Below are 22,381 nucleotides of genomic sequence, written 5' to 3'. Positions count from 1 at the left end.
CTGCGTGAAGCCCCACCTGATGTTCCCAATGTGCATCCGGATATTGCCAGTCACTATCGGCGGAACGTGGAGCGGTTCACCGAGGCGCTGGACGATCCGGACGGCGGCAAGGAAGCAACCGAAGCTTTACGCTCCCTTATCGGAGGAATTGTTTTCACCCCAGGCGAGAAGCGGGGAGAAGTTCATATTACATTACGCGGCGAGCTGATGGGTATTCTCGACGTTGCAAATGACGTCAGCGGCAAAAAGGAAAGTCGGCTTATGACAGCAGGGGAAGCAGGCCCCCGCAACCATCTGAACTTGCGATGCCAACGCATCACGAACCCCAGTCCGGAAACGGGCTGGGGTTTTCTTTTGTCCGCTGCCCGACGCCGCCGTCAGGATGCCGGCGAGATCGCCCCGGACATCGATCTGTAGCCCCTTGTCGGATGGCGTGAGGATGATGGCCTCGATCAGCGAGCGGATCACCTCGGCCGCCTCCTGGCGCTTCTCGTCCAACTCGGAATGCAGCATCTCGTGCAGACGCGCGAGTTGCCGGTGGTAGAACTCCGCCATCTGGGGATGGAGCAGGGGAGGCGGTGCCTCGGCTGTGGCGAGGAACTCCTTGAGTTCCGCCTTGCGGGCTTCGAGCTTGGATCCGCGTTCCTTGACCGTTTCGATGGAAATGGCTTCGGAAAGGTAGAGATCCATCAGGCGTTGGATGTCGCGTTCCACCCGCTTCAGTTCTGATTCAGCCGCGCCGATGTCGGCGGAAGCCTCCATGCGCAGCCGGTTCATCTCGGTGGTGAAGGCGGTGCAGAACTCGGCGAACAGGTCCGGATCCATGAGGTGGTGACGCAGGGCGTCGAGGACGCGGCGCTCCAGCTCCTCGCGGCGCAAATTGGTCCGGTTGTCGCAGGTGCCCTTGTTGCGCGCCGTCGAGCAGCCGAGCAAGGCGCCGGAGATCATGGAATAGCCGCCACCGCAGCAGCCGCATTTGCTGAGGCCGGAGAACAGGTAACGGGGACGGCGCTTCTCGCGGAAATGGTCGGGCAGGGAGGCATCGCGTGTATTGCGGCTGGCGCTGACGCTGGCCTGCCGTGCCTTGACCGCGTCCCATAGATCCTGATCGACGATCCGCAATTCCGGCACCTCCTGGATAACCCATTCGGTGTCCGGGTTGGGGCGGGCCTGACGCTTGCCGGTGTCGGGATCCTTGATGAAGCGTTGGCGGTTCCACACCAATTTTCCGACATACATCTCATTGTTGAGAACCCCGGTGCCCCGTGCGCGGTTGCCGGTGATGGTCGAGAAGCCCCAGGCACCGCCACCCGGTGCGGAGACGCCGTCGTCGTTGAGGCGGAAGGCGATGGCGCGCGGCCCCAGCCCGGCCGCGAAGTCGCGGAAGATGCGACGGACGACCTCTGCTTCCACCACGTTGATGGTCCGGTCACCCCGGATCGGCTCGCCATTGGTGTCGAGCTTGCGCACGATATCATAGCCATAGGCGTTGCCGCCGCCGGATTTACCCTGTTCGACCCGGCCGCGCAGGCCGCGATGGGTCTTCTCGGCCAGGTCCTTCAGGAACAGGGCGTTCATCGTGCCCTTCAGGCCGACATGGAGATGGGAGACTTCGCCCTCGGAGAGCGTGACGATCCGCACACCGGCATAGTTCATGCGCTTGAAGACGCCGGCGATGTCCTCCTGGTCGCGGGAGAGGCGATCCATCGCCTCGGCCAGCACGATCGCAAAGCGCCCGCGCTGTGCATCGGCGATCAGTGCCTGGATGCCAGGTCGCATCAGGGACGCGCCCGAAATGGCGTGGTCTGTATAGTCCTCGACGATGCTCCAGCCCTGTTTCTCCGCGTGGGTGCGGCACACCCGAAGCTGGTCGGCGATCGAGGCGTCGCGCTGGTTGTCGGAGGAATAGCGGGCGTAGAGCGCGACCTTCATGGCGAGGTATCCCTTACGGTCCGGAGCGGCGGCGCTGCTCCTGTTGCTGTGACAGGAACCAGTCCCGTGCCGCGCGGCGTGCCATGAGGCGGACCAGCGCCACCAGACGCGGGTCGGGAGTGTTGGGGCGCAGGACGAGCCGTAATTCAGGCTCGGGCGGTTGATACGCCGGGGCAATGGACTGGCTGGGTCTGTCCGTCATCGTTGCTCTCTTCCGACCGTAAGGCAAGGAAAACAGACATACGATCCGGACAGACGACTGTTATTTCAATGGAAATACGCATTGTGGAACGTCGCGCTTGTGCGTGTTCTAGCGTAAGGAATCGTAGTTATGGGTAGTCCCGGATACAGGCGCGTCGTACAAATACTGGCCTATCGCAGTGGCTTGAAAATAGATGGTGATCATGAATGATGTGGTGGTGGCGTTAAACATGATCGAAACATTGATTGTGAAGAGAGCAGCTAGACGGTCAACAGTAGCATAATCAAGTTTCTTAAGGTTGACAGACCGTTCCAACAGCAACAGCATGTGTTATCGATAGATAGAATTTGGGATTAAGAACGTGCACCAATTTTCCCCCCACATAAAAAAAGTGGCCGAAGGTGCATATATCAAACAACAACATAAGATAAGGGGCAGCATAGCAAAGTTAAAATCAAAAAATTCGAAAGAAAATATAAAATACAAATTAGAGGCTTTTCATTATAATTTGAGTAACGCATTATCTGAGGCGCGTTTGGAAATTGATGAATGCCAATACGGGATCTTTCTGGGTTGGGTTGATCGAACAATTCAAGCCTTGGCGCCTCAGTACAAAAATTCACCGAGCTATTTTAGTTGCTTGGGTGGATATCCAAGAAAGCGATCAGCCATTTATTTTACACGTGAGCTTGCTTGGGTGACAGATAGACTGCTAAATTATGTCGATAAGTTGATTGATCACAGAATTGAAGCGGAAATAATAGAAAATCTCATAATAGAACAAAAATATTCCGAGGCATTACTGTGTGTAAGAAAGCACATAGAGAATTATGGAATTTCATATTGGTCGATCAAGATAGCAATTTTCTTGCATCAACAAATCGGTGGCCTAGAAGCACAAAAAGACTATGTAAAGCAGCTTCGAGGAATACATCAACGAGGTTTACTATCGCTTTTGTCATACATGTTTGGAATTCGCAACGAGGATCGGACGACATTTGCAAAGTTTAGCCAATTTGTAGAGAGTGTATTAAAAAAAGCCAATTATGATGATGACATCGCGACGTATGTACGATTTCAAGCATTGGCACAGATACCCCGAGACTCAAAATCATTGGCAAGCATATTAAAAATCGAACAGCACCACAATATCGTGGACCTTTACGAGACATCTGTTGGATTGGTGCAGAGTGCGTTGTTTAGTGAATTCATGGAAAAAAACCATGAAAAAATAATCTTTCAAGTGAGGAGATTATTATCAATAAAAGATTTTAGGATAAGTAAAGTAATCCGCGTCTTTGAAGGTAATGCCGACCAATCTGAGGAGTGTCCCTATCGTGTGACGGAAATTAGCGATGCTTTATTTTCTGGGCAGCCACAAACGGCGCTACGGTCAGGTCGCAAATCATGGAAAGCAGAAAATTTTGATCCGTGGAATTTGATTTATAGTTGTTTTGCTTCGGTGGCCCTTAGATCTTTGGAAAAACATGAATATCGGCATGACAGGCGGCCTGCATTAACATTTGGCGATCTTTTGAATTCGATAATTTCTCAAGATGAGTTCTGTGCGACCAGCTTTGGGAATCTCGAAAAACTCTCCGTAAATTTGGTTTCAATAACCTGTGGTGTAGCTTTTAAGGATTTCTGCGATACTTATAGGATCGAAGAACGTCAGAATTTTTTGAAGTTTGGCACAATTGGACTTAACTCTAGGTATCTTGGAGTGGAAGATTTCGACACGAAGAACGATTCAACAGCAGCACGTCAATTTAAATCGATAACAGCTAAGTATTGGATTGGAATAATTGATGGAGATATCAACGTAAATACTCAAGAAGAGTCAGTCGCCTACGCTCTTCATCTCCTTCGTTCGCGTGATTTGGAATCGGTGTCAACTACATTAAGCTCCTCACTGTGCCATACGACACCGCCTCTATCTTTGTTTTCTACGAGAATATTACTTGCAGCACTGAGTGATTTGGGGAACCAGTCTGCACTTATTCATTTGATCGCACATACTACAGCAAGAAATGAAGCAAGCCTTCCACTTTTTCCGATAGTCGATTATCTCAAGGAATATAAATGGGCCGATTATCGTGGTTCTGCACAAGATTTATCTGCACTTATAGCGCTAGACGCATATTGGAAGCTGACAGACGATGACGCCGCAGCAACATTATTGCGGTATGCTTTTACGTATCAGCTCAGGAAATCTGGGTATGCGCGTCCATCCGAGTTCACATCTGACGACTACGATCTAAACTCTCTGATTTATTACTTAAAGAATATTTGTATCCCTGGGGTTATGGATATGGCTCATTCATTTACATCATCAAATGATGTTTTGAAAGAGCGGCAGGCAGTTTGTGCTTCATTAAAAGAATTAGATCCGGAAAATGCCGAGGCATATGATGCAGAAATATATGCTAGCGTGAACAGTCTTAGAGTTATCGAAGGAATGCAATTCGTCGATAGCAGCCGTATACACGTTGATACTGGCGCTCTAACCAGATGGGCGAGGAAAGAGCTCGAGGAAGAATATAATCGTTATCAGGATTTGAACGACGCAGGTCTTACTGAACCGGAAGACTTGTCGTCCACTATTAGGTCTATATTAGACCAAGCAGCGGTACGGCAGTTGTATTTTACGCCAAATGATGAATCTAGTGCGATTATTACGGATATTATTATTTATCTACGCGATGAGTTTATGTTGAATTCCGATTTTGGTCTCGACTATTTTTTGAGTAAAAGAATTCGGCATCAGTCATTTATTGGATTAATACGAGGGCCATTAGAATTTTCTCATTTAATTACCACCAGAGAGTCTGAGTTTGGCCCATATAAAGCTAATACCTTTTGGATTGAAAGGCTGCAGGGGCTGACCGAAGAAAAAATCAAACTTGTAGAGCAATATTTTAACGAATTTTCAGAAGAATTTGATAATGCATTGTTGAGATTGAAGGATGATAAGCTTCAGATACTTACATCTGATAAACCTTTAGGTTTGTTTGATCTTCCAATATTCCAGCATGATGTTCTGACGCTTCGGTCTGCAGCAAAGCTTAATTTTGAATTCCCAGAATTTCTTCGTATTTGTTATCAATATTTTTGGAAATTACTAGAGCCCAGCCTTGTAAAAGCTCAGCAAACTATCGCAAGTGAATTGAAGACTGAATTGACAAGTTTGATCGAAGGCCTCTCGACAAACCTCCGAGATGTTGCCGATGGGCATGGTGGGTGGCATCAACTTTCTATGACACTTGGGGCAACTTCAACAGAGGTACAGCGGAATCTCGACGACGCCGCGCGATGGTTTGTGCGTCCAGATGGTAATAACATGGCGCGTAAATTTACATTGGAGGAAAGCGTCGAAATTGCAATACATTCAGCGCTTAAATCTCACAAGGCTTTTCACCCTCAAATAACTAGAAATTTTTCTGGTGATACTGAGTTGAGTTCAGCTGATCTACTTGTTGTGGTTGATTCAATATTCATTGCATTCGATAATATAAAGCGTCACAGTGGATTGAATGAAGATATAGAGGTTGATATATCTTGTGAGTTTAGTGCCGAAAGAAATAACCTGATTTTAATGATCACTAATACGGTTGGTTCCAGCGTGAAGTGCAAAGCCGTTGAGGATAGACTTGAGCGGACGAGAACAGCTATTGCGTCTGGGGTTGTAGGACGACTGGCAAAGCGGGAAGGGGGCTCGGGATTTCTGAAAATAGCGGCTTCCCTCAAGTCATCTGCCGGAGGTCGAATTGAATTTGGTTTCGTTGATGCTTTCAAGTTTCGAATGACCTTGGAGTTGACACCAGCGCACATAATTTTGGCGGTTATGACGCCAGCGGAGCGGCCATGAATATAATCTTAGTCGAGGATGAGGATCCCAAGCGACGACATATTGAGGCTTTCTTAAAGGAGCACTGGCCCACAATTGATCTTCGACTCGCTCGATCTGTTCGCTCTGCATTGGCAGCCCTCGACGAAAAAATCCCGGATTTTCTTATTCTAGATATGTCACTTCCGACATTTGACATAGGGCCAGGAGAAACGGGAGGTCGGCCACAAGGGTTTGGGGGAAGAGAACTGATGAGAAATATAGAACTTGACGAAATCCGGTGCCCTTGCGTCATTTTGACAGGGTACGAAGCATTTTCTAAAGCGGGCGGACAAGTGGGGCTTGATGCTTTGAATGCCGAGTTAAAAGAAGAACACCCTGTAAACTTTCATGGTATGCTTCATTATAATTCTGCTTATGGCGATTGGCGTGAAAGATTGCTAGAGATTATCAACAATGCTGGATTTGAATAAAATGAAGATTTTGATAGTTGATGATAACCCGCGGCGATATAATAAATTAACAGAAGAATTGCTTAGTTTTGGTCTTGGCCTTGACAACCTCGATGTTGTCGTTTGCACGAGACATGCAGTTGAGAAACTGGAAGTAAAGCATTATGATCTTCTTATATTGGATCTTGTGATACCTCTGAACCCGACCGATCTGCCTAGCGAGCACAATTCAGTTGACCTGTTGATGCAGATTGCAGAAGGTGACTTTTTGATTAGGCCTTCTCGAATTGTTGGATTGACTGCAGACAAGGCTGCCGCCGTTCGAGCCGCGCCCTCTTTTGGAAGACAGCTTTGGTCAATTATCGAGTTTAGAGATGACAATGATGAGTGGCTGTACCAAGTCAGAAGCTGCGTGGATTACGGTATATCATCTGCATCCGAAGCTTCGGTAGTTTCGTACGATATAGATGTGTGTATCTTATGTGCTCTGCATCAACCAGAACTCGACGCTGTCTTAAGACTTCCAATAAAGTGGGAGTCTTCAGCACACCCAATTGATGATGTAACCTTCGTCCACGAAGGTACTCTAGATGGGCGTAAGAGGCAGCTGAAAATTGTTGCTGCGGCTGCAACGCGCATGGGTATGGTTTCATCAAGTTTGCTGGCGTCAAAGCTAATTGGACGATTTCGTCCAAGGTTACTTGCAATGACGGGAATATGTGCGGGCGTAAAGGGCAAAGTGAGTCTAGGAGATGTGATCGTAGCAGACCCTTGCTGGGATTGGCAAAGCGGTAAAAGGAGACTTGAACCGTCTGAAAGTGCGGAGAGCAAATTTGAACCTTCGTCGCACCATTTGCCGTTGTCCGAAAGTCTGAGAAGTCGGTTCCACGAAATAAAAAAAGATCGAGATAGTCTTGAAGCTATAAGAAGAGCTTGGCCTGTTGATATCCCAACTCCTCTGCGCGTAGAGGTTGCTCCAATGGCTTCTGGCTCAGTTGTGTTGGCCGATGATGTGGCAGCCGGCCGGATCAAAGAACAGCATAGACAACTCAGTGCTATCGAGATGGAAGCATATGGTGTCTATGCCGCGGCCGCCATGGCGTGTGCGCCAAAGCCAGAGGTTGTTGCTATCAAATCGGTTTGTGATTTTGCCGGTCCAGATAAAAGCGATACGTTCCAACCATATGCAGCATACACAAGTGCCAGCGTTCTTAAGTTGTATATTGATAAATACTTTGAATAAAGTGTTTTATATTAAAAACGAAATCTGCGGGCTTTATGCGGAAGCCTTCGCTGTGGTGCATATAACGTTATCGTCGCCTGATTGATCGGGCAGAGTGCCTCCCAGTTGCAACTGGGGGCGTTTTTATGGTCCGTGCGATGGTGCTCGATGGCACGTTTTCGTCATCACCTGATCTACTCGAACAGATTGCTTTGGCCTGAACGCGGGTTCTCGACTCTGATGGTGATGGTTCCTAGCGACTCATCACTGTCGCCCGAGACCTGAGTTTTGCTCCGGCAATCTCCAGTTGTGACCGAGCAGCGAATTTCAAACAGAAAAAAGCTAATGGCTCCGCCCTCGCGCCGGCAAGGGTGCGCGTCAGCGCGCTGACGCCGCCCGATGGGGTGTCCCCGATCTTCCTGCGCTACGCTCCGTGCAGACCGGGAGATACCCCTCCCCATCGGTCGCCCTTGCCGTTGCTACCCCGCTGCTCGCCGCGAGGCAGAGAAACAGCGGGGGCTGTTCCTCGCGGAACAAAGGGCAAAGACCATGACCGGCAATACCAACACGGCAACCGATTTCCGCAATACCATTCTGAACGGTGACAGCGTGCAGTTGATGCGCGCACTCCCACGCAATGCGGTGGATTTCATCCTGACCGACCCGCCTTACCTTGTGAACTATCAGGGCAGGGACGGGCGGAAGGTGCGCAACGACGATAATGCGCGCTGGCTCCGGCCGGCTTTCAACCAGATGCACCGTGTCCTGAAATGGGGCGGGTTCGCCGTTTCGTTCTATGGCTGGAACCGTATCGACCTGTTTGCCGATGCCTGGAAGGCAGCGGGGTTCCGCATGGTCGGGCATATCGTCTTTCGCAAGTCCTATTCGTCCTCTTCCCGGTTTCTCCGGTATGAACACGAAAGCGCCTATCTTCTGGCCAAGGGGAATGTAACGCCCCCGGCAAAACCTATCCCCGACGTGCTCGATATGCCCTATTCGGGCAATAAACTGCACCCGACGCAAAAGTCAGTGGCGGCCTTGCTTCCCCTGGTGGAAGCTTTCTGCCCGGTGGGTGGTCTGGTGCTGGACCCGTTTGCGGGTTCGGGTTCGTCGCTGGTGGCGGCGCAGCATCTTGGGCGCGACTGGCTGGGCATGGAACTGGACCCGGAGCACACGGCCACGGCGACCCGTCGGCTGACCTGGCACGGGGCAGGGAGGGCGGCGGCGTAAGCCGCCCCTTTCTTTCTTCACGCTGCCCGCGCGTGCGGCGCTCGCCGGCAAGCCGGCTCGCAAGGTTCAGTGGAGCAGAATGCTGGACCAATGCCTGTTGATCCACTCTAAGCGCTGTCGGGCCAACGCGCCGCGTTCCCGGCACGAGCGGAAGGCGCCGACAGGGGCGCCTCGGTTGGGATTGTCTGGCGCGCTCCGCGCGCTGTCCCGATCGTGAAAACGATGTCGAGAAACTGGCTTTTATTCCCTGGATATATCGGAACCGTCCCGGCATGTGTGGGGTATTCCATTCCACGGAAAGGATGCGCTCCATGCTGCTCGGTCTCGGAATTGTTCTTGGCGTCGCCGGTATCGGTTTCCTGTGCTGGCTGCTGTTTCTCTGTGCGGTCTATGCCGCTCCCCTGTTTGTGGCGGCAATGGTCTGCACCACATTTTATGACCACGCCATGATGTCCGGCTCTCATGCCATCCTTGCTGGTATCGCCGCCGGAATCATGGTTCTGGTGCTCGGGCAGGCGATCCTCGTCTCATCGCACGATCCCGTCCTACGGATTACGGTCTCGCTCCTGCTTGCTTTACCGGCCGCGCTGGCGGGGTTTGGCACGACGCTGGGGTTCAGTGGCTTGGGCGATATGGGCGCTATTCCTTCGTATATATTCGCGACATTCGGAGCGCTGTGCGTCGGTGGGGCCGCATGGACGCGGTTATGCGCCATCCAGCCTGTTTGAAAAGATTGTCCCTCCGGCGAACCGGAGAGGCAGGGGTGGTCAGTCGCTCATGACATCGCGCAGGGCAGCGTCATGGGATGTGTTGACGCACTTCCCGCATCGAAAGGGCAGGGCACGGACCGATGAATGGGAGGTCGGATCGTCCAGATTCATGCTGGGATACGCCTGTTCATACGGTGCAATGCAGGATCGGAGCTGCCAGTTGCCGTTTTCCTGCCCCGACGTGAGGGGAGTAATTGTCACAGGCCCGCTGTTCGATACGTGGACTGGTAACGGCGCCGGATTGCCCCGAGCCGCCGGGAGACATCCCCATCAGACCCACGCCCCAGTCATGAAACACGACGGATTGCCCTGTCTCCACACAAGGTTGACGGTGCCGCACATCATGGCCTCAGATAATGGCCGATCTGCCCGAAGACCGGCTTCGCCTCGCCCGGCTCTGGCGCAACGGCGCCCCGCAACTTTCTTCCCTTGCCGGCTGCGCCCATTCCGCGCGGAACAAGAAAGTTCCGTGCTGCCGTTCTCCGCGTTGCTCCGGTCCTTCGGATGCGCCGCCGGTCGTCTCCGGGCTGACGATGGCCATCGAGGTCAGGATGGTCGCGGCCCGATACAACCAGGAGACAGGACAATGATCATCGGTTCATTCAAGAAAGTCGGCGAGGGGTACGAAGGCGAGATCGTCACCCTGACACAGAAAATCCGGGGCGTCCGCTTCGTGCCGGAAGCCAACCGGGCCAGCGACAATGTTCCCAACTTCCGGGTCCAGATCGGGAAACTCGAAGCCGGGGCCGCCTGGATCAAGCACACCACGGACTGGCGCGAATATCTCAGCGTGAAGCTGGACGATCCGACCCTTCCCGGTCCGATCTTCGCCAGCCTCTTCGAAGAGGAAGGTGGCACCTATAACCTGGTCTGGAGCCGCCAGCGCCCCCGCAACGGGGATTGATCACCCCAGCCCCTCCGGTTCGCCGGAGGGGCTTTCTTCACCGGCGGGTTATGGCTTCCCGCTGGCCGGTGCCGCTTCTGTAGCGACAACATGACTTTCATCCAGTAACGCCGCTGGCCGTACGCCCAGCGCCTGCGACGCGTGCCATAACGATAGCAGCGTCGCGTTCTGGCGTCCGGTCTCGATCCAGCTGATATAGGCGCGGTCGACACCCATCCGTTCCGCCAGGGCTTCCTGGCTGAGACCGGCGGCGCGTCGCAGGCGCCTCACGTTCGCGCCGAAAAGTCCTCGGATGTCCATCCGCAGGATAGGAACGATTTGTGTATTATCGCGCTACGTATTATAATACACGGAGACGTTCCCCGTTCGGTTGGGTAATGCTTCCAACGCATTACGTGATGCCCCGGAAGTCAGCGTTTTCGGCCCGTCTGGCGTCAATCTTCTCCCGACATAGAAATAATCCCGATCAGCCCATATATTTTCGGGATCACCTTCCTGAGTCTTCGGGACTACCCGTTTCGGTCCTGCACCGGATACTGGGTCGAATCCATGACATATCGGGGAGGGGGACGTGCCGACAATCCGGCCGTGGGATGCCGCACCCCTTCGTCGTGCCTACGCCGGGCTCGACCCTACCGGCCTTGCCCAGGAATGGCTGCGACATAACCCGGCCTACCGGCGCGATCATGCAGCAACCATGACGACGGGCAAGATTGACGCCGAGGCATGGCGCGCTTTTGCTCGTCGCTGGGGGTTGCGTTTTCCCTGTTGACCCTGATCTCCCCGCCTGGCTTGCCCCCGCATTCTGGGATCCCGACATCGCGCCGGAGGTCGCCGTGCGTGGCGATGGGGGTGATATTCTGTCCCGCCTCGCGCCATACGCGCGGGCACGGCATGATGGTACGGATGGCGTCCATCTCATATTGGACAGTGACTCTGGTCCTCTGCGCGTCGTCATTGTCGTCGATCGGCAGCCCGGTGCGTCAGGAACCTGGTTCATCATCGATGACGGCCACCTCCCGACCCGTCTGGCCTGCGTTGCGCGCTTCGGCCGCCTGCTTGCCGGTCAGATGCCCGGTTCTCTTCCCTCCACCTTGCGCCTGAGTCCCCAGCAGAAACTCCGTCAGGTTCGCATGCTCTGCATCGCGGAAGGCCGGCGCATAGGAGTGGCGACACGCCGGATCGCGGCCGGCATCTACGGCGAGCGCATCCTGCACCTGTCCCGCAATGAATGGCGCGCCAGTTCATGGCACCGGGCTTTCTACCGCGATCTCGACGCTGCCGGGTTCTACCTGAACGGCGGCCACATCGCCCTCCTTCAGGGGCTGAAGCAGGGGGGTGACAGTCTGGCGGCCTGAACTTTGTCATCCCTCCCCGCGTCCGATTCTCCGGCAGCGTCCTCCCATGAGCCGCGACATTCCGCACGCGGCCCGATCCAACGGGAGGAACACCTCATGCGTGTCCAGCCGACACTGCCACCGCGCTATCTGCGCACCCCGGACGCAGCCAATTTCGTTGGCCTGTCCATCCGCACCCTCGAAAAGCACCGGAGTTGCGGTACCGGTCCGCTCTACCGCCAGCTTGGTGGCCGGATCGTCTATGCCGTGGAAGACCTCTGCGCCTGGGCCGATCTGAACGTCCGGCTCTCCACGGGTGACGGTGGCGGCATCCCGATGCCGTCCGACCCGCGCGCCTATATCATCCGCCTGCAGGCGAAGGCCCGCAAGGCCCAGCGGAGTGCCGGACGATGATGCCGGCCGCTGATAACTGGCGTCAGCCCGACCGCCGCTTCGTGGTCACGGGGGCAGCACGGCCCCGCGACATCCGCGATCTGATGGGCCGTCCGTTTTTCGCATTGGGAAAAACGCCGCGCCTTACCCCGATCGATTACCAGGCGCGACATATTGCGGTCTTGGTGAGGGCTGAAAATGCCGGCGGTATGGCGACCGTCTGGGACGTCGACGTCCTGATCTGGCTGACTGGGCAGATCGTCGATGCGCTGAACCATGGATTGTGGGTGTCACGCCATGTGCGCTTCACACCATGGCGTCTGTTTCAGGATCTGGGCTGGGCTTCCGGGCAGCATGAATATCATCGCCTTCGTGGTGCATTGGAACGGTTGTCCACGACAACAGTCATGACGAACATCCGCCAGGGTAATGACTGGAGGGAAAGACCGTTCACGTGGATCAGTGATGTCCGGATATCCCGTGACGATGGTGTGGCCCTGACGCTGCCGGACTGGCTGATGGAAGCCGCCTGCGATCGCTCGCGCGTGCTGAGCGTTGATCCCGCCTATTTCTGCCTTCGTGGCGGTCTGGAGCGATGGCTTTACCGCCTGGCGCGTCGGCATGCCGGACGACAGAAGGAGGGATGGCGCTTCGATCTGGCAGAGCTGCATGCACGCTCAGGCAGCCTGACCCGGCGTCGCGATTTCATCGCGAAAATCCGCGCCATTGTCGTCAGCCAGATCATCCCCGGTTATGCGTTTCGCGTCATTTCTGGCGGAAAACTGGGGATTTTATGCGCTGTTCCCACGAGTCAATCCACCGATGGTGTGGATAACGATGTTAAACATGTCGTTGGATCAACGGCGCATCATATCGTGGGAGCAGCGGCGGATTTATCGTGGGATCATTGGCGAAAATCGGCGCAACGTATTGTTTTTAAATGCGGAATCAGATCCGTAACTTATATAACTAATATAATAACTTATTATGTAGGAAATTCCGGTCTTCCGGCTTCCCTTCCGGCAGCTCGATCGGGGCATGAAAAACAGGCTCGGGAAGCGGTCGCGGATCGCCTGGTCGGTGTCCCATGACCGCCCGCTCTTTCAAGCCAGACGACGCTGTCCTGACCACGGTTGAACTGACGTGGATCGAGAAGCGCATCGAGCACTGGATCCGTTTCGGTCATCCCGTCGAGGATCGCATTCTCGACCGTCGGCGCAGGCTGATGAGTTTTGCGCCGGAGAGCGTGTTCGCGTTCATCCGCTGGGCCGCCAATGATTTCGGCACGGTCGTGTCCTGCATCGACATCGTGCGGGCCGTGCAGGCTCAGGAGGCATGCCAGACTGTGCCGTTCGTGCGCCCTGGTGGCGAGAGCCTGCTGCGGCAGAGTGGATGGCCTAAGGTGCGGCGCGTGCTGGAGGCCATCGACGTCGTGGAGGCGCTGGGAATTGATCCTACGACCGCCTGTCCCGATCACTGGCGGCACCTGCATCACCGGCTCACGGCAGCGCAGGAACCGCGTCCCTACACGCGTGAACGGCATGAAGGATGGTTGCGCCGGAGGGCCGCGTCATGACCCGGCGCGCCTGGTTTTTCACCACGTATTTCGCCGTGCTTGGTGTGGGTGCTTCGCTGGCGTTTCATCCGACGCCGCGCTGGGTCTGGAACGAAACAGCCAGCGTTCCGGTGGGGCTGTATCGGATCCAGCCAACCGTGCCGATCCGTGTTGGCGACATTGTCGCCATCCGCCTGCCAGAGCGCGAAGCGACGCTGCTGGCGTCACGCGGCTACCTGCCGTTCGGCGTGCCGCTGCTCAAGCCTGTGGCAGCACTGGCGGGGCAGAGTGTCTGTCGCATCGGCCTCCATGTCACCATCGACGGTAAGGCGGCAGGTGACGCGAAACCCGTCGATCATCGGGGCCGCAAGCTGCCGGTCTGGCAGGGCTGTCAGCATCTCGGACCGGAGCAGGTGTTCGTCATGAACACCGCCGTGCCGACCAGTCTGGACGGGCGGTATTTCGGCGTCCTGTCGGTGGACACTGTCATCGGGCGCGCTGTGCCGGTTCATGTCCGTATCGGCGAGGCGGAGTCACCATCGCCACATTCTTATACTTCCGCAAGGATTTTTCTCATGAGCCAGATCGGATTTTTCACGCGCACCGCCGATGGTTTTGCCGGGCGTGTGCGCACCCTGTCTCTGGATGCCGAACTGACCTTCGTGCCAGCGGAAAACAATGGCGCGGAGCATGCGCCGGATTATCGCATCCATCTCGGTGATGGAGGCGCTGGGCCAGAGATCGGTGCCGGGTGGACCCGCACCGGGGAGCGCGCCGGTGAATATATCTCCATCGTGCTGGACGATCCCTCGTTCATGCAGCCGATCCGAGCCACGCTGTTCCAGGCCGGACGCGGTGGGCGTGAATGGCAACTGGTGTGGAACCGGCCCACGAAACGTCCGGGAGGTCGGGAATGAGGCGCCGGTTTTTCGTGTCTGGCAGCATGCTGGCCGTGCTCGCGCTGACGCTCTCGCCGACCCCCGCCCGTGCACAGGATTGGGACGATCTGGTGCGTCAGGCGGCGGAACGGAATGCGCTCCCGGCGACGTGGGTAAGAGCGGTCCTGCAAGCCGAAAGTGCGGGCGATCCGCATGCCGTGTCAGGTGCTGGTGCGATGGGCCTGATGCAGCTCATGCCCGGCACATGGAAGAATGTTCGGCGCACGCTGAATCTCGGCGCCGATCCCTTCGATCCGCATGACAACATCGTGGCCGGGGCAGCCTATCTGCGATGGCTGCATGACCGTTATGGCGATGCGGGTTTTCTGGCTGCTTACAACGCTGGTCCCGGTCGTTATGACGACCATTTGGCGACCGGTCGGCCATTGCCTGCCGAGACGATTTCCTACGTGGAATTCGTCACACGGCTGATGAAAAACCGATCGTCTGCCCTCCATCTTCCCGCTGCCTTTTTACCTTTTCCGGCTCGCTCCTGGGTGACGGCCGCGCTCTTCGTTTCAAGCCAGCCCGATGCGTTTAGGGGTACCACGTTACGTCACGTTTCTGCTCCCGAGAACCTTTTCGCAGGGCATGTCGGGGAGAGGTCCGGCATGGTCCCGCTGGGAGGATCGGATCAGGTCCAGTGAGGCGTGAAACCCCCGGAAAGCCAACAGAAAAGGGAGGGCTGGATAAAAGGCCGCACATCGCGGCTCGGTTGGGGTGGCTGCTTTCCGGGGTTTTTGAACTCTTGTCGCGAGGTGCGTGGATTTTCCGCACCTTACGACAAGGTGTCATCTCTTTGATCCGGCGTGATCTTTTGCGAGGGGCGGGTGTTTTCCATGAAGAGGGATGAGGAATTCCGGGTCCGCCCGGGGCGTATACGTTCTATCCGCGCCCGGCAGGCGCGACCATTCGTGACGCAGGTGCTGGCCTCTGTGCAGCGGGCCGGTAGCAGGGTGTCTCGTGCGGGAAAAATCACCTCTGGCCGCAGTTCCAGTTTCGGGCGCGGGAGGGCCGCCGCCTATGCCGCGAACCGCCTGCTCACCAGCCGTTCGCGGGGCGTCGTCATCAAGGCTCGTGTGGTGCGCCATGCCCCGCGCGCCACACCATTGGCAGCGCATCTTCGCTATCTCCGTCGGGAGGGGGTAACGCGGGACGGGGAGGACGCGCGCCTGTTCGGCAGGGACAGCGACGACATCCGCGCCTCGGACTTCGCGGAACGCTGCGATGACGACCGCCACCATTTCCGCTTCATCGTCTCGCCGGAAGACGCGCCGGAGATGTCGGACCTGCGGGCCTTCGCCCGTGATCTGATGGGGCAGATGGAATCCGATCTCGGCACGAAACTCGACTGGGTTGCCGTCGATCACTGGAACACCGCACACCCCCATCTGCATGTCATCGTCCGGGGTGTTGCGGAGGACGGTTCCGACCTGGTGATCGCCCGTGATTATATCCGCGAGGGGATGCGCGCTCGTGCCCAGGATCTGGTGACGCTGGAACTCGGGCCGCGCACGGATCATGAGATCCATCAGGCGGTTGAGCGTCAGGTGAATGCTGACCGCTGGACCCAACTCGACCGACAGCTTCAGAGGGATGCCGGAACGGATGGTGTCATTGATCTCGGGCGCGCGCCGGACGAAATGCCGGACGCCTTCACGACGGTGAAGCTGGGTCGTCTGCGCCGTCTGGAAACCATGGGGCTTGCGCATCAGGTCGGATCAGATCGCTGGCGAATGGACGAGAGTGCGGAAGCGACTTTGCGGGAGATCAGGGAGCGCAACGACATCATCAAACGCATCCACCGGGGGCTGGCGGAACAGAAAATCGATCGCGCCGCGTCCTCCTGGGTACTGGCGGGGGAAAACACCATCGATCCCGTCATCGGTCGGCTGCTCGATCGTGGCCTCGACGATGAACTGCGCGGCACGGCCTATGCCGTCATCGATGGGATTGACGGACGCACGCACCATGTCCGCCTGCCGCACCTCGAAGTAGCTGGCGACGGGGCTGTTGGTTCCATCGTCGAACTGCGGCGTTTCAGCGACAAACAGGGACGTGACCGTGTCGCGCTGGCCGTGCGTTCGGACGTCACGCTGGAACGGCAGGTGACGGCGGAGGGCGCTACCTGGCTCGACCGGCAGGCCATCGCGCGGGAGCCTCTTGCTCTCGCGTCCACCGGGTTCGGTGCCGATGTCAAAGGGGCGATGGAAAAGCGCACGGAGCATCTGGTGGAGCAGGGACTGGCCAGCCGCGACGGCGGGGGTATCCGCTATGCCCGGAACCTGATCGCCACGCTGCGTCAGCGGGAGCTTGAGATGGTAGGACGGAATCTCAGTGGGAAATCAGGGATACCGTTCCGGCAGAGTGGGGAGGGTGATCCCGTTACCGGCACCTATCGTCAGCGTTTCAATCTGGCGTCGGGCCGGTTCGCCATGATCGACGATGGGCTGGGCTTCGAGTTGGTACCATGGTCGCCCTCGCTGGAAAAACAGCGCGGACGGGAGGTGTCGGGAATCATGCGCGGTGATGGGGGGATTGACTGGTCGTTCGCGCGCAAACGGGAGCTTGGATTGTGAGCAAATCCCCGGCCAACTCTGTCTTTCTTCGTTCGGCAAAGTTGGAAGGTAGGAAAAAGACAATACTCTATCAGGTAAGCTGACCGCGACATGCGCAGCAGGATCGACAAAAATATCGACCGGTATCTCATCGGACGATGTTTGTCGCATGATGACCATGTATGGCGATCGCAAGCGCGAGAATTCCCAGAATGAGCGCGTAGCAAAACGCCTCATCCTGCTTGAACGCGACAGGAAATGCCTCTTTAAGCCGTTCAACAAATGATCGGGCTTGCAAAGAGGGATGATCGTCTTCGCTCATCCGTGATATCCTCTTTTGACAGCATCTTCGATGTCGACGGCGTCGATCGTATGCAGGGCTTCCTGATTGCGAGTTTGCAGTGCCATGACACGTTCAGCATGCGACTCTCTTGTTCTCTCCCACAACGTTCTCACTTCTCGCCCGTTACCGAAATGGGCGCCTCCCTGACGAATGAGTTCCTGGCAGGCGGGAAAGACGGCGGAAGCGGCGCTTTCATTCAGAAGGAAGCCTTCCTTCGTGGCATGGCCCACATAAATCTGGGCCAATTCGTCGACAGCATAGTCTGGAAATTCGATGGTGCGCGTAAAGCGCGACTTGAGACCCGGATTAGCAGAGAGAAATCGCTCCATTTCGGTCGTGTAGCCTGCCACGATGACGCATATGCGATCACGTCGATCTTCCATCAGCTTGAGCAACGTGTCGATCGCTTCAGCGCCGAAATCATTCCCGGCATTCTTCGGTGCCAGCGTATAGGCTTCGTCGATAAAAAGTACGCCATCCGTTGCTCGTGTGACGATCTCCTGAACCATAGGAGCCGTGTGACCAATATATTGACCGACAAGTTGAGAACGGTCCGCCTCGACCATATGGCCCCGACGCAGATAGCCGTAATCATGCAGAATTTCGCCCATAAGGCGTGCCACAGTCGTCTTGCCGGTACCCGGATTACCCAGAAATACACAATGAAGAGAAGGGACAGAGGCCTTGAAGCCGGATTTCTCCCTTTCTTTTTCAAGTTCGAGCCGGCGCATCAAGCGATGCACCTCATCCTTGACGGCTTTCAAGCCGATCATATTATCAAGTTTCTCAATCGCGGTCGGGCCTTTTCGAAATGCGGCGGCCTTTCGCGTTGGTGGGGTTGGTCGAGGTGCAACGTCCGGATGAGATAAAGAAGGATTACCTGTTCCCTGATCGATTGGTGGCTGATCATTCGGTGGCGACGACTTGAATGCCTGAGCATTTTGTTCGCGAAGCAATCTCTCCCGTTCGAAACGCGCCTCGCTTTCCTGCCGATAACGGTCAACCATTTCCTTCGCCTTGTTCCGGCCGAAAGTCACAGCACGTTCTGTGTAGCGGGTCGCTTCTGGTGGCCCGTTCTCCATCACCTGCCAAAGGCGATAGGCCGCAAAAGCAAGCAAGGCCGGCCCAATAATCCAGGCAAAGCTCTGAAAGATCGATGAGATCCACGATAGAGCGATGAGGATAAGGATAACAGCAGCCGAAACACGAATCAGATTGGCAGTCATGGCGTTAACTTGTCTGTTCCGGATCGGAGATGCATGATTCTACTCGATTCTGTGTCAGAAAATTTTGAATAAGGTGGCAGTAATGTCGTTGTATTTCTACAAGCGGTTAGCGGAGTATGTCAGCGATTAGTTCGCGGGTGAAGCGGTTCGCATGCCGAAAATGACGACGACAACGGAAGTTCCGCGCCCCTCACGCCTTGCTGACCAGTTCGTCCAGGGCCCTGATGATCTTGTCCTGATCGTGTTCGTCCAGGATGCCGACGACGATCCCAAGCCGCGCGGCAGGGACTGTCGCCAGGTCGAACGGGTTGGCGAAGACGTCTTCTCCCTCGACATGGAGATGCGGTGTTAGCGGATGATCCGGCGGCGTGCTGCCTGACCGTCTGACGAGCGGGATGACGACGCGGCCCACGCTGCGTTCCAGGCGACTGCTCTGGATCTGGACGACGAACGGGATGTCCCGGTTTCGGCCGGGGTTTCGGTAGATCGCGAATTGCGGCATCGGATCAGAGCGTCGAGAATTCGTCGCTCAGGAAGCCGTGCCGAATGTGAAGATCGTTCACCGCGTCGATCACGCCGTCGAGCTTGCGCTGTTCGCCTTCGCACTGCTGCCGCGCGGATTGCAGGTAGTCGCCCAGCAGGGTCTCGACCGTCGCCGAAAGATTAGGCGTTACTTCCCGGACCTGCGCCAACAGGTCGGTGTTGAGCGACAGGTTGACCGGGCGGCGGGGGGCGCTCCGATCATAGGAAACGCCGAGGCTGGTGCGGCTGGGCATGATCCGACTCCTTATGCGCATGTCGTGCGCATAAGATGAGGATGCCGACACCAGACCGCAACACGCAAGTATTTTTTCGCTCCTGCCCGCCAGGGTACGACGACCACCTGATTCTGCTTGCGTCCCGGAAAATCCCGGTTCTCCGCTATCTCCCATGACAGGGGGAGGACTCGATGGACCAGCCGGGAACACGCATCCAGTGGGGGCAGGCGCTCGTGGTCCTGTCCATGATCGTGCTGTCCTGGTGGACGGCGACACAATGGACGGCCTGGGAACTGGCGTTCCAGCCGGAACTCGGCCGACCGTGGTTCACAATCCTGCATCGCTGGCCGGTCTATGCCCCGCCGCTGTTCTTCTGGTGGTGGTATGAGTTTGACGCCTACGCGCCGGCGGTGTTCGCGAGGGGTGCCTGGATCGCGGGCTCGGGCGGGGTGCTGGCTTTCATGGCCGCCGTGGCGCTGTCACTTCATCGCGCGCTGGAAGCGAAACGGGCCGCGACCTATGGGTCCGCCCGCTGGGCCGAGGACGCGGAAATCCGCGCGGCGGGGCTGCTGGGCGAAGATGGCGTGGTGCTGGGGAAATACCGCCGCAGCTATCTCCGGCACGATGGCCCCGAGCATGTCCTGACCTTCGCGCCGACACGCAGCGGCAAGGGCGTGGGCATGGTGGTCCCCACGCTCCTGACCTGGCCGGGCTCGGCCATCATCCATGACGTCAAGGGCGAGAACTGGCAGATCACCGCCGGTTTCCGCGCAACCTTCGGACGTGTGCTGCTGTTCGATCCCACCAACCCGGCGTCCTCGGCCTACAATCCGCTGCTGGAGGTCCGGCGTGGGGCGTCAGAGGTCCGCGACGTGCAGAACATCGCCGATATCCTGGTCGATCCCGAAGGATCGCTGGAACGGCGCAACCATTGGGAGAAGACCTCTCATGCCCTGCTGGTCGGGGCGATCCTGCATGTGCTCTATGCCGAGGACGATAAGACCCTGGCAGGGGTAGCCAAATTCCTCTCCGACCCCAAGCGGTCGATCGAGGCGACCCTGTCGGCCATGATGCGGACATCGCATCTCGGGGAGGCGGGGCCGCACCCCGTCGTGGCCTCGGCGGCACGGGAACTGCTCAACAAATCGGACAACGAACGCTCCGGCGTGCTGTCCACAGCCATGTCGTTTCTCGGTCTCTACCGCGATCCCGTGGTGGCTACCGTGACCAGTCGCTGTGAATGGCGGATCAATGATCTGCTGGAGGGTGATCGGCCCGTCTCGCTATATTTCGTCATCCCGCCCTCGGACATCAGCCGCACCAAGCCACTGATCCGCCTGATCCTCAACCAGATCGGGCGGAGGCTGACCGAAGATCTAACCGGTCGCGCGGGGCGGCGTCGTCTGCTGCTGATGCTGGATGAATTTCCTGCCCTAGGCCGGCTGGATTTCTTCGAGAGCGCGCTGGCCTTCATGGCGGGCTACGGGATCAAGGCGTTCCTGATTGCCCAGAGCCTGAATCAGATCGACAAGGCTTACGGCCAGAACAACAGCATACTGGATAACTGCCATGTCCGGGTCAGTTTCGCCACCAATGACGAGCGCACGGCAAAGCGGGTATCCGATGGTCTGGGGGTGGCCACCGAAATCCGGTCGCAGAAGAACTATGCCGGCCATCGACTGTCGCCATGGCTGGGGCATCTCATGGTGTCACGGCAGGAGAGCGCCCGTCCCCTGATGACGGTGGGCGAGGTGATGCAGCTTCCGGCGCGGGATGAGGTGGTCATGGTGGCGGGTTGTCCCCCAATTCGCGCGCACAAGGCGCGGTATTTCCGGGACCGTCGGTTCGTCGAGCGCGTTCTGCCGCCGCCGGATCCCACGCAATTGGCACGGCCCGTGCGATCTGATGACTGGAGTGGTCGCCCGTCTCCTGTCACTCCGCCACCGGAGCAGCAGATGTCGGCGGCAGAGCCTGACAGGCCCGACGATGCCGATAGCGATGAATCGCTCGGCACGGGGCGGAAGTGGTCGCGCGAGCATGATCCGGCGGAGACCGGCAAACGCAAGCGGCGTGCGGCACCGGACCTTTTTGGTGAGGAACCGCCACAGGATCCAGAAGCGCGTGATCGTGCCGACCTGACGCGGATTGCCCGGCAGGCCGGGCTCGACCGTGGCAATGACCTTGGGTTGTGAGGGTGCAATGACAGCATCCCCGAAGAAGGCGCGGCTGTCGGTGTATCTGGAACCGAAACTGCTCGATGCCCTGACCGCGCACGCTACGCGGCGCGATCTGTCCCTTTCCCTGGTGGCGGAAGCGGCTATCGCATCCTTTCTGTCGCCCGATGCCGATGAGCGACGGGAAGCGGCGATGAGTCGCAGGCTGGACCGTCTTGACCGGCAGGTCGCCCGCATGGAGCGCGATCTTGGGATCAGCCTTGAGACGCTGGCGCTGTTCATCCGCTACTGGATGACGGTCAGCCCACCCTTGCCGGAACCGGCAGCCGCTGCCGCGCGGGCACAGGGGACGGAACGGTATGAAGCGTTCGTGGCCGCGCTTGGTAGGCGACTCAGTCGGGGACCGGTCTTCCGGCAGGAAATTCCCGATGACGTGTCTCCAGGGTCAGAAACCTGATCCCGCAATCCGCAAGTAAAAACCGCATCCGGTACGATCCTGTACTATGGCTGGAAAATACTGTTGAAATCGGGAGAAAGCAG

The 22,381-nt window shown here is 56.9% G+C and carries 24 protein-coding genes and 1 pseudogene; 17 read left to right on the top strand and 8 right to left on the bottom strand.

Annotation, left to right across the window (positions count from 1 at the left end; all coding sequences use genetic code 11):
* Nucleotides 1–192: 192 nt before the first annotated feature.
* Nucleotides 193–1,932 carry a recombinase family protein gene (locus JK199_RS14120; protein ID WP_244985184.1) on the bottom strand — a complete coding sequence of 580 codons (1,740 nt, stop codon included), beginning with the start codon at nucleotides 1,930–1,932 and terminating at the stop codon, nucleotides 193–195.
* 13 nt (nucleotides 1,933–1,945) lie between these two features.
* Complete coding sequence (locus JK199_RS14115; protein ID WP_212377104.1) at nucleotides 1,946–2,134, bottom strand: hypothetical protein; 189 nt, start codon at nucleotides 2,132–2,134, stop codon at nucleotides 1,946–1,948.
* A gap of 361 nt (nucleotides 2,135–2,495) precedes the next feature.
* Between JK199_RS14115 and JK199_RS14110 the strand changes: the two genes are divergently transcribed.
* The 5 genes from JK199_RS14110 (at nucleotide 2,496) to JK199_RS14090 (ending at nucleotide 9,613) form a co-directional block, all read left to right on the top strand.
* Nucleotides 2,496–6,002, top strand: coding sequence for a hypothetical protein (locus tag JK199_RS14110; protein WP_077931479.1), 3,507 nt, complete (start codon nucleotides 2,496–2,498; stop codon nucleotides 6,000–6,002).
* The gene (locus JK199_RS14105; protein ID WP_077931480.1) at nucleotides 5,999–6,454 is read left to right on the top strand and encodes a response regulator; all 456 of its coding nucleotides are present in this window, start codon (nucleotides 5,999–6,001) and stop codon (nucleotides 6,452–6,454) included. Before JK199_RS14110 ends, JK199_RS14105 begins: the two co-directional genes overlap by 4 nt.
* Nucleotides 6,438–7,676 carry a phosphorylase family protein gene (locus JK199_RS14100; protein WP_077931481.1) on the top strand — a complete coding sequence of 413 codons (1,239 nt, stop codon included), beginning with the start codon at nucleotides 6,438–6,440 and terminating at the stop codon, nucleotides 7,674–7,676. The genes JK199_RS14105 and JK199_RS14100 overlap by 17 nt, the downstream gene beginning before the upstream one ends.
* Nucleotides 7,677–8,204: 528 nt before the next feature.
* Nucleotides 8,205–8,885, top strand: coding sequence for a DNA methyltransferase (locus JK199_RS14095; protein WP_077931482.1), 681 nt, complete (start codon nucleotides 8,205–8,207; stop codon nucleotides 8,883–8,885).
* 311 nt (nucleotides 8,886–9,196) lie between these two features.
* Nucleotides 9,197–9,613, top strand: coding sequence for a hypothetical protein (locus JK199_RS14090; RefSeq protein ID WP_077931483.1), 417 nt, complete (start codon nucleotides 9,197–9,199; stop codon nucleotides 9,611–9,613).
* 39 nt (nucleotides 9,614–9,652) lie between these two features.
* On the opposite strand, the gene JK199_RS14085 is transcribed toward JK199_RS14090, so the two are convergent.
* Entirely contained in the window at nucleotides 9,653–9,856 is a 204-nt protein-coding gene (locus JK199_RS14085; RefSeq protein WP_157763029.1) for a hypothetical protein, read from the bottom strand.
* A 385-nt stretch (nucleotides 9,857–10,241) separates the two neighbouring features.
* Between JK199_RS14085 and JK199_RS14080 the strand changes: the two genes are divergently transcribed.
* Complete coding sequence (locus JK199_RS14080; protein WP_077931485.1) at nucleotides 10,242–10,559, top strand: DUF736 domain-containing protein; 318 nt, start codon at nucleotides 10,242–10,244, stop codon at nucleotides 10,557–10,559.
* Between the two features lie 48 nt (nucleotides 10,560–10,607).
* Here the strand turns inward: JK199_RS14080 and JK199_RS14075 are convergent, their stop codons facing one another.
* A complete protein-coding gene (locus tag JK199_RS14075) occupies nucleotides 10,608–10,859 on the bottom strand; it encodes a helix-turn-helix domain-containing protein (protein ID WP_077931486.1) in 252 nt (83 codons plus the stop codon).
* A gap of 271 nt (nucleotides 10,860–11,130) precedes the next feature.
* Between JK199_RS14075 and JK199_RS14070 the strand changes: the two genes are divergently transcribed.
* From JK199_RS14070 to JK199_RS14030, 9 genes and pseudogenes are all read left to right on the top strand, one after another.
* Nucleotides 11,131–11,331, top strand: coding sequence for a transcriptional regulator domain-containing protein (locus tag JK199_RS14070; RefSeq protein WP_077931487.1), 201 nt, complete (start codon nucleotides 11,131–11,133; stop codon nucleotides 11,329–11,331).
* A gap of 64 nt (nucleotides 11,332–11,395) precedes the next feature.
* On the top strand, nucleotides 11,396–11,917 hold the full coding sequence (locus JK199_RS14065; RefSeq protein WP_244284924.1) for a DNA -binding domain-containing protein: 522 nt from the start codon (nucleotides 11,396–11,398) through the stop codon (nucleotides 11,915–11,917).
* A gap of 96 nt (nucleotides 11,918–12,013) precedes the next feature.
* Nucleotides 12,014–12,310 (top strand): helix-turn-helix transcriptional regulator, encoded by a 297-nt coding sequence (locus JK199_RS14060; RefSeq protein WP_012553482.1) that lies wholly within the window; start codon nucleotides 12,014–12,016, stop codon nucleotides 12,308–12,310.
* Nucleotides 12,307–13,380 carry a replication initiator protein A gene (locus JK199_RS14055; protein ID WP_212377101.1) on the top strand — a complete coding sequence of 358 codons (1,074 nt, stop codon included), beginning with the start codon at nucleotides 12,307–12,309 and terminating at the stop codon, nucleotides 13,378–13,380. The genes JK199_RS14060 and JK199_RS14055 overlap by 4 nt, the downstream gene beginning before the upstream one ends.
* Nucleotides 13,377–13,865 carry a DUF2840 domain-containing protein gene (locus JK199_RS14050; protein ID WP_077931489.1) on the top strand — a complete coding sequence of 163 codons (489 nt, stop codon included), beginning with the start codon at nucleotides 13,377–13,379 and terminating at the stop codon, nucleotides 13,863–13,865. The genes JK199_RS14055 and JK199_RS14050 overlap by 4 nt, the downstream gene beginning before the upstream one ends.
* Nucleotides 13,862–14,392 (top strand): annotated as a pseudogene (locus tag JK199_RS14045) (S26 family signal peptidase); the annotation flags it as partial. The gene JK199_RS14050 and the pseudogene JK199_RS14045, both read left to right, overlap by 4 nt.
* A gap of 27 nt (nucleotides 14,393–14,419) precedes the next feature.
* A complete protein-coding gene (locus JK199_RS14040; protein WP_208864152.1) occupies nucleotides 14,420–14,761 on the top strand; it encodes a DUF736 domain-containing protein in 342 nt (113 codons plus the stop codon).
* On the top strand, nucleotides 14,758–15,429 hold the full coding sequence (locus JK199_RS14035; RefSeq protein ID WP_212377098.1) for a lytic transglycosylase domain-containing protein: 672 nt from the start codon (nucleotides 14,758–14,760) through the stop codon (nucleotides 15,427–15,429). Before JK199_RS14040 ends, JK199_RS14035 begins: the two co-directional genes overlap by 4 nt.
* 192 nt (nucleotides 15,430–15,621) lie before the next feature.
* Nucleotides 15,622–17,361 carry a relaxase/mobilization nuclease domain-containing protein gene (locus JK199_RS14030; RefSeq protein ID WP_212377095.1) on the top strand — a complete coding sequence of 580 codons (1,740 nt, stop codon included), beginning with the start codon at nucleotides 15,622–15,624 and terminating at the stop codon, nucleotides 17,359–17,361.
* A 127-nt stretch (nucleotides 17,362–17,488) separates the two neighbouring features.
* Here JK199_RS14030 and JK199_RS14025 read toward each other — a convergent pair whose 3' ends face one another.
* The 4 genes from JK199_RS14025 to JK199_RS14010 form a co-directional block, all read right to left on the bottom strand.
* Entirely contained in the window at nucleotides 17,489–17,662 is a 174-nt protein-coding gene (locus tag JK199_RS14025; protein WP_157763030.1) for a hypothetical protein, read from the bottom strand.
* Entirely contained in the window at nucleotides 17,659–18,909 is a 1,251-nt protein-coding gene (locus JK199_RS14020; protein ID WP_077931490.1) for an AAA family ATPase, read from the bottom strand. The genes JK199_RS14025 and JK199_RS14020 overlap by 4 nt, the downstream gene beginning before the upstream one ends.
* Nucleotides 18,910–19,099: 190 nt before the next feature.
* A complete protein-coding gene (locus tag JK199_RS14015; RefSeq protein ID WP_077931491.1) occupies nucleotides 19,100–19,411 on the bottom strand; it encodes a CcdB family protein in 312 nt (103 codons plus the stop codon).
* Between the two features lie 4 nt (nucleotides 19,412–19,415).
* The gene (locus JK199_RS14010) at nucleotides 19,416–19,685 is read right to left on the bottom strand and encodes a type II toxin-antitoxin system CcdA family antitoxin (RefSeq protein WP_212377092.1); all 270 of its coding nucleotides are present in this window, start codon (nucleotides 19,683–19,685) and stop codon (nucleotides 19,416–19,418) included.
* Between the two features lie 173 nt (nucleotides 19,686–19,858).
* On the opposite strand from JK199_RS14010, the gene JK199_RS14005 reads away from it, so the two are divergent.
* Nucleotides 19,859–21,859, top strand: a complete 2,001-nt coding sequence (locus JK199_RS14005) for a conjugal transfer protein TraG (RefSeq protein ID WP_077931492.1) — start codon at nucleotides 19,859–19,861, stop codon at nucleotides 21,857–21,859.
* 7 nt (nucleotides 21,860–21,866) lie between these two features.
* Nucleotides 21,867–22,298 carry a CopG family transcriptional regulator gene (locus JK199_RS14000; RefSeq protein WP_077931493.1) on the top strand — a complete coding sequence of 144 codons (432 nt, stop codon included), beginning with the start codon at nucleotides 21,867–21,869 and terminating at the stop codon, nucleotides 22,296–22,298.
* Nucleotides 22,299–22,381: the final 83 nt, after the last annotated feature.

Source organism: Acetobacter persici (genome assembly GCF_018256955.1).
Taxonomy (GTDB): Bacteria; Pseudomonadota; Alphaproteobacteria; order Acetobacterales; family Acetobacteraceae; genus Acetobacter; species Acetobacter persici.
The sequence above is the reverse complement of the archived record's forward strand: the minus strand, read 5'-3'. Positions and strand labels throughout refer to the sequence as shown.